General features: G+C 66.5%; 11 protein-coding genes. 1 reads left to right on the top strand and 10 read right to left on the bottom strand.

Going from position 1 to position 13102, the window contains the following annotated elements; translation table 11 throughout:
- Positions 1–14: 14 nt before the first annotated feature.
- The 9 genes from recO to rpoE form a co-directional block, all read right to left on the bottom strand.
- Complete coding sequence (gene recO / locus ACCQ13_RS05575; RefSeq protein ID WP_104602083.1) at positions 15–737, bottom strand: DNA repair protein RecO; 723 nt, start codon at positions 735–737, stop codon at positions 15–17.
- 202 nt (positions 738–939) lie between these two features.
- The gene (era, locus tag ACCQ13_RS05570; RefSeq protein ID WP_104602084.1) at positions 940–1836 is read right to left on the bottom strand and encodes a GTPase Era; all 897 of its coding nucleotides are present in this window, start codon (positions 1834–1836) and stop codon (positions 940–942) included.
- On the bottom strand, positions 1833–2513 hold the full coding sequence (gene rnc, locus ACCQ13_RS05565) for a ribonuclease III (RefSeq protein ID WP_159406801.1): 681 nt from the start codon (positions 2511–2513) through the stop codon (positions 1833–1835). The genes era and rnc overlap by 4 nt, the downstream gene beginning before the upstream one ends.
- Positions 2503–2910 (bottom strand): DUF4845 domain-containing protein, encoded by a 408-nt coding sequence (locus ACCQ13_RS05560; RefSeq protein ID WP_104602086.1) that lies wholly within the window; start codon positions 2908–2910, stop codon positions 2503–2505. Before ACCQ13_RS05560 ends, rnc begins: the two co-directional genes overlap by 11 nt.
- Positions 2911–3711: a signal peptidase I gene (gene lepB / locus ACCQ13_RS05555; protein WP_159406800.1), complete on the bottom strand. Its 801-nt coding sequence runs from the start codon at positions 3709–3711 to the stop codon at positions 2911–2913. It lies immediately after the preceding gene.
- Positions 3712–3814: 103 nt separating this feature from the next.
- On the bottom strand, positions 3815–5605 hold the full coding sequence (gene lepA / locus ACCQ13_RS05550; RefSeq protein WP_167526996.1) for a translation elongation factor 4: 1791 nt from the start codon (positions 5603–5605) through the stop codon (positions 3815–3817).
- Between the two features lie 329 nt (positions 5606–5934).
- Positions 5935–7518, bottom strand: coding sequence for a DegQ family serine endoprotease (locus tag ACCQ13_RS05545; RefSeq protein WP_104602090.1), 1584 nt, complete (start codon positions 7516–7518; stop codon positions 5935–5937).
- Between the two features lie 109 nt (positions 7519–7627).
- Complete coding sequence (locus ACCQ13_RS05540) at positions 7628–8497, bottom strand: sigma-E factor negative regulatory protein (protein ID WP_159406798.1); 870 nt, start codon at positions 8495–8497, stop codon at positions 7628–7630.
- Positions 8494–9114, bottom strand: coding sequence for an RNA polymerase sigma factor RpoE (rpoE, locus tag ACCQ13_RS05535; protein WP_104602092.1), 621 nt, complete (start codon positions 9112–9114; stop codon positions 8494–8496). The genes ACCQ13_RS05540 and rpoE overlap by 4 nt, the downstream gene beginning before the upstream one ends.
- A 236-nt stretch (positions 9115–9350) precedes the next feature.
- Here rpoE and ACCQ13_RS05530 point away from each other — a divergent pair, with 236 nt between their 5' ends.
- Positions 9351–11429, top strand: a complete 2079-nt coding sequence (locus tag ACCQ13_RS05530) for a 3-hydroxyacyl-CoA dehydrogenase NAD-binding domain-containing protein (RefSeq protein WP_159406796.1) — start codon at positions 9351–9353, stop codon at positions 11427–11429.
- Positions 11430–11610: 181 nt separating this feature from the next.
- On the opposite strand, the gene ACCQ13_RS05525 is transcribed toward ACCQ13_RS05530, so the two are convergent.
- Positions 11611–12576, bottom strand: a complete 966-nt coding sequence (locus ACCQ13_RS05525) for a cation diffusion facilitator family transporter (protein WP_159406795.1) — start codon at positions 12574–12576, stop codon at positions 11611–11613.
- Positions 12577–13102: the final 526 nt, after the last annotated feature.

Here is a 13102-nt window from a genome sequence, read left to right as displayed (position 1 = left end):
CGCCGCGCGGGCGCTCAGCGATGGCGCGCCAGATCCTCGAGCATTTCCCAGGATTTCAGGCCGCGCCCGTTCAAATGCTGCAGCAGCACGCGGCGCATGCTGCGCCGCAGGCCGGGCATGTCCTCGGCGGCCGGCATGCGGTCTTCCCCCAGGGCCAGCAACCCCGCACCGGTAACGGTTTCGCGCCGGTCCTGCGCCAGGCGTTCGCTCAGCACACGCATGGCGCCGTCCTGGGCATCGAGCCGATACCGCGCAGCCGGGTCGATCGGCTGGCCATCACTGTCGTGTTGCAGATCGAAGCCGAACCCCAGCCCCTCCAGCACGTCGCGCTCGAACCGGCGCAACCCCCAGGCCAGTGGCAGTTCGGAGGCCAGATGCGCGCGCGCCTGCGCATAGCACGCGTACAACTCCGGCACCGCATCATTGCGTGGCGCAAGGCGCAGCAGCAGTTCGCACATATAGAAACCGGCCAGCATGCGTTCGCCGACCAGACGCGGCGCGGTATCCAGCGCCTCGGCCTGGCGCAACTGTGCGAGCTCGCCGCGTTGCACGGCACTGAACTGGATCAACTGCAACGGCTGCAATGCCGCCCGCAACGCCTGCTTGCGCGGCCCGTGCACACCACGCGCCAGCAGTCCCACCCGCCCGTGCTGTTCGGTCAGCACCTCCACCAGCAAGCTGGTTTCGCGCCAGGCCCGCACATGCAATACGAAGCCGGGCTCGTGTTCGATCAGCATGCGAGGAGGAGCCGGGACTTGGGAAAAGCCAGGGCAAGCAGCTGCTCGCCACGTCGCCGAAAATGCACGCCGCCGTCGCCGCCAAATCCAAGCGCCATGCGGTCAGCACCAAAGGCGCACCACAGCGCCGTTTTCCGCTTGCTTCGGATGAACGCTCCAGCGCTCTTCCCGGGTCCCGGGTCCCGGGTCCCCGGTCCCGGCCTCATTCGTAGCCGAACGCCTTCAACGCCGCCTCGTCGTCCGACCAGCCTTCGCGCACGCGCACCCAGGTTTCCAGGAACACCTTGGCACCGAACAGCCGCTCCATCTGCAGGCGCGCCTTGCCGCCGATGTCCTTCAGGCGGGTGCCGCCCTTGCCGATCACGATGGCCTTCTGGCCTTCGCGCTCGACCCAGATCACCGCACCAATGCGCAGCAGCGCGCCGTCTTCGGCAAACCGTTCGATCTCCACCGTGGTGGCATACGGCAATTCTTCGCCGAGCTGACGCATCAGCTGCTCGCGGACCAGCTCGCCGGCCAGGAAACGCTGGCTGCGGTCGGTGATTTCGTCCTCGCCGAACATCGCCTCGGCTTCGGGCACCAGCTTGAGCAGATCGCTCACCAAGGCTTCCAGCCCCTTGCGCTTGAGCGCGGAGACCGGATGCACCGCCGCGAAGGTGCGCCCTTCGCTGACCTGGGCCAGGAACGGGAACAGCGCGGTCTTGTCCTTGAGCCGGTCCACCTTGTTGACCACCAGCACGACCGGCACGTTGGCATCGCTGAGCACGCGGAAAGCCAGGGTGTCCTCTTCGTCCCAGCGGCCGGCCTCGATCACCAGCACGGCCGCATCCACACCTTCGAGCGAGCCGCGCGCGGCACGGTTCATCACCCGGTTCATCGCGCGCTTCTGCTCGCGATGCAGCCCGGGCGTGTCGACCAGCATCAGCTGGCCTTCCGGGAAGGTGGCGATGCCCAGCAAGCGGTGGCGCGTGGTCTGCGGCCGGTTGGAGACGATGCTGACCTTGGCGCCCACCAGGGCATTGGTCAAGGTGGATTTGCCGACATTCGGCCGGCCGATCACGGCAACGCTGCCGCTACGGTGGGGAGTGGTTTCGCTCACGTATTGACATCCAATTGTGCGATGACGGTGGCCGCCGCCTGTTGTTCGGCAAGACGGCGCGAGGTGCCCTGGCCTTCGGCACGCGCGAAGGGCTGCTCCAGGATGCAGGCCACATGGAACTGCTTGGCGTGCTCGTCGCCGCTTTCGCTGAGCAGGGCGTAGGTGGGCAATGGCAGCTGCCGTGCCTGCAACCATTCCTGCAGCCGGGTCTTGGGATCTTTTTCCGCCTTGCCGACCGGCAATGCCGCCAGCGAGGGCTCGAACCACGGCAACACCACTGCCCGGCAGCGCTCGAAGCCGCAGTCCAGGTAGATGGCCGCGACGATCGCCTCGACCGCATCGGCCAGGATGGAATCGCGGCGATGGCCGCCGGATTTGAGTTCGCCCGGCCCCAGGGTCAGCCGTTCGCCCAGGTTGAGCGTGCGGCCGATCACCGCCAGCGCACCTTCGCGTACCAGCTCGGCGCGTGCGCGGGTCAGTGCGCCTTCGTCGGCCTTGGGCCAGCGCTGGTACAGCGCCTCGGCGATCAGCAGGTTGACGATCCCGTCGCCGAGGAACTCCAACCGCTCGTTGTGCGGCGTTCCGGCGCTGCGATGGCGCAGCGCCTGGGCGAGCAGACCCGGATCGGCGAACGCATGCCCGATCGGATCACCGCGCTGGAAGGTTCTATTCGACACTGCGCCCTTTCATGTCCTCGGACGTGTCGAACTTGCCCACGATATCCAGATTACCGATCAGCTCGCGACGCACTTCGTAGTTGACCTTCATCCGCCAGCCGCCATCGATCCGCTCGAACTTGACGTCCTCTTTCTTGACGTTTTCCGAGTAGTTGATATACAGCCGACGAAAGAACAGATCCTGTAACTTGGACGGGTCCATGTTGGCACTCCCCGGCTCGTTGGCCAAGCCCTTCATCGCGGTGCGCACGGAGTAGTACTCCTGGTACATCGGAAACAGCTTCATCCCGATATACAGGCCGAACCCGACCACCGCCAGCACCACCACGAACGAGGTCAACGTCATACCGCTCTGCTTGCGCTTCATTGTGCTTCCCCTGGCACGCCGTGCGTGCATTTACTGGATTCCGGTCCCGATCCGCGATGGATCGAAACTCCCCTTGCAGAACCACCCTTCGCAATTGAGCCAGATCAGGAACGCCTTGCCGCGCAGATTGGCTTCCGGCAGGAAGTGCGTCTGGGTCCAGAACCGGCTGTCTTCGCTATTGTCGCGATTGTCCCCCATCACGAAATAGCTGTCTGCCGGCACCGTCCAGTCGCCCTGGCCGGCCGGCATGTTGCGGCCCACCCACTCCAGCACGGTATGCGTGCGACCGGGCAGGTCTTCCACCAGCAGCGAGGTGCCGGTCATTTCGGCGCCCTTGCCCTTGCCGATGTACTCGCCCTTGACCGTGTAGCGCATGGGCTTGTCGTTGATGTACAGCGTGTCGCCGTGGAAACCGATCCTGTCGCCGGGCAGGCCCACCACGCGCTTGATCCAGTTCTGGTCCGGCGCATGCGGCGGCTTGAACACCACCACGTCGCCGCGCTTGGGCTCGCCGGTGGGGATGAACTTGGTATTGGTGATCGGCAGGCGGAAGCCGTAGGCGAACTTGTTGACCAGGATGAAATCGCCGATCAGCAGGTTGGGCATCATCGAGCTGGACGGAATCTTGTACGGCTCGGCCACGAAGCTGCGCAGGATCAACACCACCGCCAGCACCGGGAAGAAGGCGCGCGAGTAGTCGATGATGGCCGGCTCGCTGTCCAGCAACCCGGCCCGTGCGGCCCGGCGCTTGGCCAGGAACAGCTTGTCCAGCAGCCAGATGAAGCCGCTGCCCAGGGTCAGCACAACCAGGATGATTTCAAACCATTTCATTGGTGTTCCTTCGGAAAGGGAATCGAGAATCGAGAATGGGGAATCGGAACAGCAGGAGCGCTCGCGCTCTTGCGATTCCCGATTCCCGATTTACCATTCCCAGCTACTTATCCATCTGCAGGACAGCCAGGAAGGCCTCCTGCGGAATCTCCACGCGGCCGACCTGCTTCATGCGCTTCTTGCCTTCCTTCTGCTTTTCCAGCAGCTTTTTCTTGCGCGAGACGTCGCCACCATAGCACTTGGCCAGCACGTTCTTGCGCATCGCCTTGACCGTGGAGCGCGAGATGATCTGCGAGCCGATCGCCGCCTGGATCGCCACGTCGAACATCTGCCGCGGGATCAGCTCCTTCATCTTTTCGCACAGCTCGCGGCCGCGCCGGTCGGCGTGGCTGCGGTGCACGATCAGCGACAGCGCATCGACCTTGTCGCCGTTGATCAGCACGTCCACGCGCACGAACGGGCCGGCATCGAACCGCACGAAGTGGTAATCCAGCGAGGCATAGCCACGGCTGACCGACTTGAGCTTGTCGAAGAAATCCAGCACCACCTCGGCCATCGGCAGCTCGTAGCTGATCTGCACCTGGCTCCCCAGGTAGTTGATGCCGATCTGGGTGCCGCGCTTTTCCTCGCACAGCTTGATGATGTTGCCGATGTATTCTTCGGGCGTCAGCACGTTGGCGCGGATGATCGGCTCGCGGATCTCCTCCACCAGGTTCAACTGCGGCAACTTGGCCGGGTTGTCCATGTTGATGACCGAGCCATCGGTCTTGAGCACTTCGTACACCACGGTCGGCGCGGTGCTGATGAGATCCAGGTTGTACTCGCGCTCCAGCCGCTCCTGCACGATCTCCATGTGCAGCATGCCCAAAAAGCCGCAGCGGAAGCCGAAGCCCATCGCCTCGGAGCTTTCCGGCTCGAAGCGCAGCGCCGCATCGTTCAGGCGCAGCTTGTCCAGCGCCTCGCGCAGGTCCGGGTAGTCCTCGGCATCGACCGGAAACAGGCCGGCGAACACGCGCGGCTGCATTTCCTGGAAGCCGGGCAAGGCATGCGGGGCGGGGTCGCCGGCCAGGGTCAGGGTGTCGCCGACCGGCGCACCGTGCACGTCCTTGATCGAGGCATTGATCCAGCCCACTTCGCCGGCGCCCAGGGCCGCCAGCTCCTTGCGCTTGGGCGTGAACACGCCGACCTTGTCCACCAGATGCGTGCGGCCGGTGGACATCACCAGGATCTTGCTGCCTGGCTTGATCTGGCCCTGCATCACGCGCACCAGAGAGACCACGCCCAGGTAGTTGTCGAACCAGGAATCGATGATGAGCGCCTGCAATTTATCGGTATCGCGCGGGGTCGGCGGCGGAATGCGCTGCACGATGGCTTCCAGCACCAGATCGATGTTCAGGCCGGTCTTGGCGCTGACCGCCACCGCGTCTTCGGCATCGATGCCGATCACCGCTTCGATCTCGGCCTTGGCGCGGTCGACGTCGGCGGTGGGCAGGTCGATCTTGTTGAGCACCGGCACCACTTCCAGGCCCTGCTCCACTGCCGTGTAGCAGTTGGCCACCGACTGCGCTTCCACGCCCTGCGCCGCATCCACCACCAGCAGCGCGCCTTCGCAGGCAGCCAGCGAGCGGCTGACTTCATAGGAGAAGTCCACATGCCCGGGGGTGTCGATGAAGTTCAGGTGGTAGGTCTGCCCGTCCTTGGCGGTATACGGCAGGGACACCGACTGCGCCTTGATGGTGATGCCGCGCTCGCGCTCGATCGGGTTGGAGTCCAGCACCTGGGCCTCCATCTCGCGCGCCTGCAGGCCGCCACACAACTGGATGATCCGGTCGGCCAGGGTCGATTTACCGTGGTCGACGTGGGCAATGATGGAGAAATTGCGGATGTTCCGCATTGAATCAGAGGACATTGAGGTGGGCGCCGGCGCAGCCGTCGTCAGGGTAACGCAGCATTATCGCACGGCCAGCCCCGTTGGGGCCGGGGAATCGGGAATCGGGAGTGGGGAATCGGAAAAGCAAGACGAGCCATCGCCTCGCGGACCCGCTCTTGCTCTTGCTCTTGCCCATTCCCGATTCCCGATTCTCCATTCCCTCTTGGGGCCGGGAATTGGGAATCGGGAGTGGGGAATCGGAAAAGCAAGACGAGCCATCGCCTCGCGGACCCGCTCTTGCTCTTGCTCTTGCCCATTCCCGATTCCCGATTCCCGATTCTCCATTCCCTCCCTTAGCCGCCGGCCTTCAGGGCCACATAGCTGGTCGCCGTGCCGTCGGTGACCAGCAGCATGACCACGTCGCCCTTCTTGTAGCTGGACAGCGCGCGGTTGAGGTCGGCGACGCTGCCCACCTTGGTGCGGGCGACGCGGGCGATGACCAGGCCCGGCGACAGCGGCGGCTGGGTGCTGCGCGCGGCGGCGCCGGTGACTGCCGCGATCCGCACGCCCTCGCCCGCCGCAAGGCCCAGGCGGCTGCGCTCGGCGGCCGTCAGGTCGGCCACCTGCAGGCCGAGCAAGGCCACGCTGGCCGGGGCCTCCGGCGTGGCATCGGCGGCGGCGGTGCGCGGTGCGGCGTCTTCGCTGCCATCCTGCAACGGCGCCAGGGTGACGCTGACCTGGCGCGGCTTGCCGTCGCGCAGCACGTCCAGGACGACCTTGGTGCCTGGTGCCAGCAGGCCGATCATCGGCGGCAGATCGCTGGAGGCCTCGATCGGCTTGCCATTGACCGCACGGATCACATCACCCACCTCGACCCCGGCCTTGGCAGCCGGGCTACCGGCAGGTATGTCGTTGACCAGCGCACCACGCGTATCCGGCAGCCCCAGGCCCTGTGCCTTCAACGCATCGATCGCGCCAACCTGCACCCCCAGCATGCCGCGACTCACGCGCCCGGTCGCCTTGATCTGCTCGGCGGCGCCGAAGGCCAGGTCGATCGGGATCGCGAAGCTGATCCCCATGTAGCCGCCGGAGGCGGAGAAGATCTGCGAATTGATGCCGACCACTTCACCGCGGGTATTGAGCAGCGGGCCGCCGGAGTTGCCCTGGTTGATCGCCACGTCGGTCTGGATGAAGGGCACGTAGCGCTGGTCCGCATACGGATTGCTGCGGCCGGTGGCACTGACGATGCCGGCAGTGACCGAGTGGTCCAGGCCGAACGGCGAGCCGATCGCCACCACCCACTGGCCCGGCTTGAGCGTGTTGGAATCGCCCAGGCGCACGGTCGGCAGGCCCTTGGCCTCGATCTTCAGCAGCGCCACGTCGTACTGCGCGTCGCTGCCCACCACCTTGGCCTTGAACTCACGACGGTCGGTCAGCTTGACGGTGACTTCGCTGGCGCCATCGACCACATGGTGATTGGTCAGCACATAGCCGTCGGCGGAAATGATGAAGCCCGATCCCATCGACTTGCCAGCGATGCCGCCATCGTCATCGCCACCACCCGGCCCCCGACGTGGGCCGCCCGGCATCTGGAAATCCGGGCCGAAAAAGCGCTTGAAGAATTCCGGCATCTGCTCGTCGTCGGGCATCGCCCCGCCGCCACGGCCACCCGGGCCGCTGCGCTGCTGCCGCGCCATCGCATCCTTGCGGGTAATGGTGGTTTCGATATTGACCACGCCCGGGCCGACCTGCTCGACCAGGTTGGTGAAGTCCGGCAAGCCCGCCACCAACTGTGGCGCCGGGGTGGTGCTGCGGTTGGCGGCGATCGGCGCACTGGCCTTGGCCGGTGCCGACGGCGGCGTCTGCTGGGCACAGGCTGCCAGCGGCAAAGTCATGGCGATCAGGCCAAACATCTGGGTACGCATGCGGTGATTCATCGAGTTGCCTCCGATGGCAGGGCGACAGGAACCGGAACCCGTGCAGCGACACGGGTCCGACAAGATAATGGGAGGGAGGGCGCCGAATGGATGAAGATCGGCCGCCGGGTCAGTGCTGCAGGCCCTGCGCCGACGGCGGCAGGCTGGGTTGCGCAGTCCGGACCGCCTGCGGCGCTGGTTCGAACGGATAGAACGCCTGGCCCTGGCGGCTCTGGCTGAAACTGGCGTTGAGCGGGCTGTCGCCAGCGCCGGACAGTGCCGCGCGCGGCCAGGGACGCGCCTGCAAGGTGGTATCCGGGTGCGTGAACGGGTTGGACGATAACGCCGGGTTCGCCGCAGCCGGGGTGGCAGCAGCCATCCTCTGCGCCGGCGCCTGCTGCTGGCGCGCGGCCACACCGCGCGCCACCTGCTGGTTGCGGGTGGCGCCGCTGCGGCGCGTGGAGGCCAGCGCAGCGGCCGGGACGGCGGCAACAAGCGCGCCACCGTCGCCAGGATTGGCCGGGGCGGGCGTTGCCGGCGCCTTTGGCGCGACCGGCGGTTGCACGGCGGCAGGCAGCTGCGCCGCAGTGGCATACACCGGCACCTCGGTCACCGTCGGAGCCGGTTCCGGCAAGCGCTCGCGCGCCATGAACATGGCGATCGCCGCGACCGACGCGGCAATCGCCGCGCCGCCGCCCCACCGCCAGCGTGCGGCCGCGCGCGGCGCCGGCTGTGGCAGAGGGGCAGGCTCATCGGCAATCGCGCTGCGCACGCGCGCGGCGAAATCCAGCGGTGCCGGCGCATTGGCCGCGCCGCGCAACACATCGCCGCACAGCTGCCAACGTTCGTGGCAGCCGGCGAGTTCGTCGTCGTGGGCCAGCCGGCGCAACAGGAAGCGCGATTCGTCCGCGCTCAGCTCGCCATCCACCAGCGCGGACAACTGCTGCCGGTAGTGGCGGTCGAACTTATCGGTGGTGGACATATCGGGGTGATGGCTCATACGCGGTGTCGCTCACGGGTAGCGCTTTCGGTCTCCAGCAGAGGCCGCAGCTCGATGTCGATGGCCTCGCGCGCTCGGAAGATGCGCGAGCGCACCGTTCCGATCGGGCAATCCATCTTTCGCGCGATGTCTTCGTAACTCAGGCCTTCCACCTCGCGCAGAGTGATGGCCAACCGGAGTTCTTCCGGCAGGGCTTGGACCGCGCGCATCACCGTTTGTTCCAGCTCCTGTCGCATCAGTTCACGCTCCGGGGTATCGGTGTCGCGCAACCGGGTGGCCCCATCGAACTGCTCGGCATCGCTGATCTCGATGTCGTCGGTGGGCGGCCGGCGGTTGTGCGCAACCAGATGGTTCTTGGCGGTGTTGACGGCAATGCGGTGCAACCATGTATAGAACTGCGAGTCGCCGCGGAAACTGTTGATCGCGCGGTACGCGCGCACAAACGTGTCCTGGGCCACATCCTGGCATTCGCTCCAGTCGGCGATGTAGCGCCCGATCAAGGCGACGATCCTGTGCTGGTACTTGCGCACCAGCCCATCGAACGCCGCGCTCTCGCCGCGCTGCACGCGCCGGACCAGTTCCAGGTCCAGCTCCTGAGGTGTATCGACTTCGGCCATGGTGGGCCGCACTCCTGTCAGCCCACCGAAGTCGGGCAATGAGACCGCGATTGAAGAGGAAAGTTCATACCGATCCGTCCGCGCGTCACGCATCCGGGTAGTGGTACCGATGCGTCGCCAGCGACGCCCCGCCGAGGCACGTGCCGCCCCTGTCGACAGGTATGGGCATTTGACGTGAAGGAAACAACCTCTGGATGATAACGGCCTTTCCTCACTATCGCCGGACGGCCAACCGCATGCTTCCAGGTTTCGACGGGCTACGATTCAGCCACTGGCAGGCCGACCTGCGCGAGGACGGCGTGCTCGTGCTCAGCCTTGATCGCCAGGGCGCAGCGGTCAACGCATTTTCGCAGGAGGTGCTGCTCGAGCTGGGCGCACTGGTGGAACGGCTGGCACTGGACCCGCCCAAGGGCGTGGTGCTGCGCTCGGCCAAGGCCAACGGCTTCATTGCCGGGGCCGACCTCAAGGAATTCCAGGACTTCGACCGCAAGGGCACGGTCAACGACGCGATCCATCGCGGCCAGCAGGTGTTCCAGAAGCTGGCCGAACTGCCCTGCCCCACGGTGGCGGCCATCCACGGCTTCTGCATGGGCGGCGGCACCGAGATCGCGCTGGCCTGCCGCTACCGGGTGGCCTCCGACGACGGCAGCACCCGCATCGGCCTGCCGGAAACCAAGCTCGGCATCTTCCCCGGCTGGGGCGGCAGCGCCCGCTTGCCGCGCCTGATCGGCGCACCGGCGGCGATGGACCTGATGCTGACCGGCCGCAGCGTGTCGGCCAAGGCCGCGCGTGCCCTGGGTCTAGTGGACAAGGTCGCCGCACCCCCGGTGCTGGTCGATGTGGCCGCTGCCCTGGCACTGGCCGGCACCACGCGTTCGCTCAAGCAACGTGCCACCGCCTGGGCCACCAACATCCTGCTGGCGCGCAAGCTGCTGGCCCCGCAACTGCGCAAGCAGGTCGCGCGCAAGGCGCGCAAGGCGCATTACCCGGCGCCATACGCCTTGATCGACGTGTGGGAACGCGCCGGTGGCGGCGGCATCCAGGCGCGCCTGGCCGCCGAACGCAAGGCGGTGGTCAAGCTCGCCAGCACCCCGGCCGCACGCAACCTGATCCGCATCTTCTTCCTCACCGAGCGGCTGAAGGCGCTGGGCGGCAGGGACGCGGAAGGCGCGGCGGCACCGATTCGCCATGTGCATGTGATCGGCGCCGGGGTGATGGGCGGCGATATCGCGGCATGGGCGGCCTACAAGGGCTTCGAGGTCACCCTGCAGGATCGCGAGCAGCGCTTCATCGACACCGCGCTGGGCCGTGGCGGCGAGCTGTTCGCCAAGCGGGTCAAGGACGAGACCAAACGCCCGGCGGTGGCTGCACGCCTACGGGGTGATCTGGCCGGTGCCGGGGTGGCGCAGGCGGACCTGGTGATCGAGGCGATCATCGAGAATCCGCAGGCCAAGCGCGCGCTCTACCAATCGATCGAACCGCAGCTCAAGCCCGATGCGGTGCTGACCACCAACACCTCGTCGATCCCGCTGACCGAGTTGCGCGGCCAGCTGTTGCGCCCGGCCCAGTTCGCCGGCCTGCACTACTTCAACCCGGTGGCGATGATGCCGCTGGTGGAGATCGTGCAGCACGATGGGCTGGATCCGGCCAACGTGGCGCGCCTGGCGGCGTTCTGCAAGGCGCTGGACAAGTTGCCGGTGCCGGTGGCCGGCACTCCCGGCTTCCTGGTCAACCGCGTGCTGTTTCCGTACCTGCTGGAAGCGGCCACTGCCTATGCCGACGGCATTCCGGGACCGGTGCTGGACAAGACCGCGGTCACGTTCGGCATGCCGATGGGGCCGATCGAGCTGATCGACACCGTGGGCCTGGATGTGGCCGCAGGCGTCGGCGCCGAGCTGGCGCCGTTCCTGCACCTGCCGATTCCAGCCGCACTGGCGACCGTGGACCCCGGCAAGCGCGGCAAGAAGGATGGACAGGGGTTGTACAAGTGGGAGAACGGACGCGCAGTCAAACCAGAGGTGGCCAGCGGCTACGAAGTGCCGGCCGATCTGGAAGACCGCCTGGTCCTGCCACTGCTCAACGAAGCGGTGGCTTGCCTGCATGACGGGGTGGTGGCCGATGCGGACCTGCTCGACGCCGGCGTGATCTTCGGCACCGGCTTCGCCCCGTTCCGCGGCGGCCCGATCCAGCACATCCGCACCGTTGGCGCCGATGCGCTGCTGGCCCGCCTGCAGGCGCTGCATGCCCGCTACGGCGAGCGTTTTGCGCCGCGCCCGGGTTGGGACTCGCCGGTGTTGCGCGCGCCGGTGGCCTGAACCCCGGCCCGGTCCGCGCGTCGAATGATCGCCTGCCGCAAGCGTGACGGCAGGCGGCCCGGCTTTTTCTGTGCACCGACCGGGTATGGCCTGTGCCGCGCACTCCGGCGCGGCACGCAAGGCCCGACTGGACCGCCGCCGGCCTGGACGGCACAGCGCTCAGGGACGCACATGCCGGACGTCAGTGCGGGTGGCGATGCCCGGCATGCGCGTGACGAGGATGATCGTGCCCCTCGCCCGCCTGCGCGGACCTGGGCGCGCCGCACGGCGGAGTACCGCAGTCGCCGCCCTCCACCTGCAAGGTGACGTGGTCGATGTCGAAACGCACATGCAACAACGTGGCGAGCGCATCGCGCAACTGGTCCCGATCGGCACGTTCACCGACCACCACATGCGCGGTAAGCGCGGGCGTGCTGGAGGCCAGTGCCCAGACATGCAGATCGTGCACGTCCTCAACGCCCGGATGGCTGGCCAGTACCTGCCGCACCTGGGCCAGGTCGATGCCCTTGGGCACGCCTTCCAGCAGCACATTGATCGCTTCGCGCAGCAGCACCCAGGTGCGTGGCAGCACCCACAGGCCGATCAGCACGGCCAATACCGGATCGATCCACTGCCAGCCGGTCCAGCGGATCAGCAAGGCGCCGATGATGACCGCCACCGACCCCAGCATGTCGCTCCACACTTCCAGGTAGGCGCCCTTGACGTTGAGGCTTTCGCCGCTACCGGCATGCAGCAGCTTCATCGCGACCAGATTAATCACCAGGCCCAACCCGGCGATCAGCAGCATGCCGTTGGAGGAAATGTCCTGCGGCGCGCGAAAGCGTTGTGCGGCTTCCCACAGGATGTAGGCGCCCACGCCAAACAGCAGCGCGCCATTGGCCAGCGCACCCAGCGCTTCCAGCCGCACATAGCCATAGGTGCGACGCGCATCCGCTGGACGCCGGCTCAGGCGCACTGCGAGCAACGCGATCATCAAGCCGAGCGTGTCGGTGGCCATGTGCGCCGCATCCGACAGCAACGCCAGGCTGTTGGACACGAAGGCACCGATGACTTCGGCCACCAGGAAGGTAGCCGTCAGACCAAGCGCCCACCACAACGGCGTTTCGTGGCGGATCTCGCTGGGGGCGTGGTTGTGGTCGTGTCCCATGCTGTGCGGCCTCATGCAGTGCGCACACACAGTAGGCGCGTGGGCATGCGGAGACTATTACACCTGTGCGTGATGAAATCACATCACGTGAGCGCGGCGCCATTGCACTGGCCGGGTAGCACCTTGAAGCGGCTAACAAAGGCACTCGACCACCGTAGCAATGGCAACAGGTACTGACCCCACTGCCTTCATGGGCGCGTGGAGTGATGTCGTCTTGGCAGTGAAAGTGCTCGAATGAGGCGAGACTAACCAGACCGCGCTTCGTCAGACGGCAACGCTGAATGCACTGCTTGCAAGCATGCATACCGACCATCTCGACCGGTACTTGCCCGCCTAGCGTCGCGGGACCTTATGCGGCATGGATGCCGCATAAGCGCCTACAGGGATGTACTTGCGGCGTGTCCCGCGACGGTAGGCGGGCAAGGGCCTCGCAGCCAAGCCGCAGATCATCGCTCTGCCCCCTACGCCCCCCGTTCGATCACCTGCACGACGGAGGCGAGTGACAACGCCGACGACGCCCACCTGG

The sequence above is a fragment of the Xanthomonas sp. NCPPB 1638 genome (genome assembly GCF_041475635.2).
Classification (GTDB): domain Bacteria; phylum Pseudomonadota; class Gammaproteobacteria; order Xanthomonadales; family Xanthomonadaceae; genus Xanthomonas; species Xanthomonas cucurbitae.
This window is presented reverse-complemented; position numbering and strand designations above follow the sequence as displayed.